General features: G+C 57.0%; 1 rRNA gene. It reads left to right on the forward strand.

Features of this window, described 5'->3' with window-relative positions:
* Positions 1 to 1,027: ribosomal RNA gene (locus AB0B91_RS66510) — 23S ribosomal RNA — on the forward strand; the annotation flags it as partial.
* Between the last annotated feature and the right edge of the window lie 5 nt (positions 1,028 to 1,032).

The following is a 1,032-nucleotide window of genomic DNA, read 5'->3' on the forward strand; positions in this document are numbered from 1 at the left end:
GGCGAAGGTGAGAACTTAAGCGCCGGTAAACGGCGGTGGTAACTATAACCATCCTAAGGTAGCGAAATTCCTTGTCGGGTAAGTTCCGACCTGCACGAATGGCGTAACGACTTCCCCGCTGTCTCAACCGCAGACCCGGCGAAATTGCACTACGAGTAAAGATGCTCGTTACGCGCAGCAGGACGGAAAGACCCCGGGACCTTCACTACAGCTTGACATTGGCGTTTGGAACGTCTTGTGTAGGATAGGTGGGAGACTGGGAAGCTGTCACGCTAGTGATGGTGGAGTCATTGGTGAAATACCACTCTGGTCGTTTTGAACGTCTAACTCTGGTCCGTGATCCGGATCGGGGACAGTGTCTGGTGGGTAGTTTAACTGGGGCGGTTGCCTCCTAAAGAGTAACGGAGGCGCCCAAAGGTTCCCTCAGCCTGGTTGGCAATCAGGTGTCGAGTGTAAGTGCACAAGGGAGCTTGACTGTGAGACTGACGGGTCGAGCAGGAGCGAAAGCTGGGACTAGTGATCCGGCATCGGCGTGTGGAAGCGGTGTCGCTCAACGGCTAAAAGGTACCCCGGGGATAACAGGCTGATCTTCCCCAAGAGTCCATATCGACGGGATGGTTTGGCACCTCGATGTCGGCTCGTCGCATCCTGGGGCTGGAGTAGGTCCCAAGGGTTGGGCTGTTCGCCCATTAAAGCGGTACGCGAGCTGGGTTTAGAACGTCGCGAGACAGTTCGGTCCCTATCCGCTGCGCGCGCAGGAGACTTGAAAGGGGCTGTCCCTAGTACGAGAGGACCGGGACGGACGAACCTCTGGTGTGCCAGTTGTACCGCCAGGTGCACGGCTGGTTGGCTACGTTCGGAAGGGATAACCGCTGAAAGCATCTAAGCGGGAAGCTCGCCTTGAGATGAGGTCTCCCACCATGAGAATGGGTAAGGCTCCCGGTAGACGACCGGGTTGATAGGCCGGAGGTGGAAGCACGGTAACGTGTGGAGCTGACCGGTACTAATAGGCCGAGGACTTGACCACAAAGC

The organism is Nonomuraea sp. NPDC049141 (genome assembly GCF_040648415.1).
GTDB lineage: Bacteria > Actinomycetota > Actinomycetes > Streptosporangiales > Streptosporangiaceae > Nonomuraea.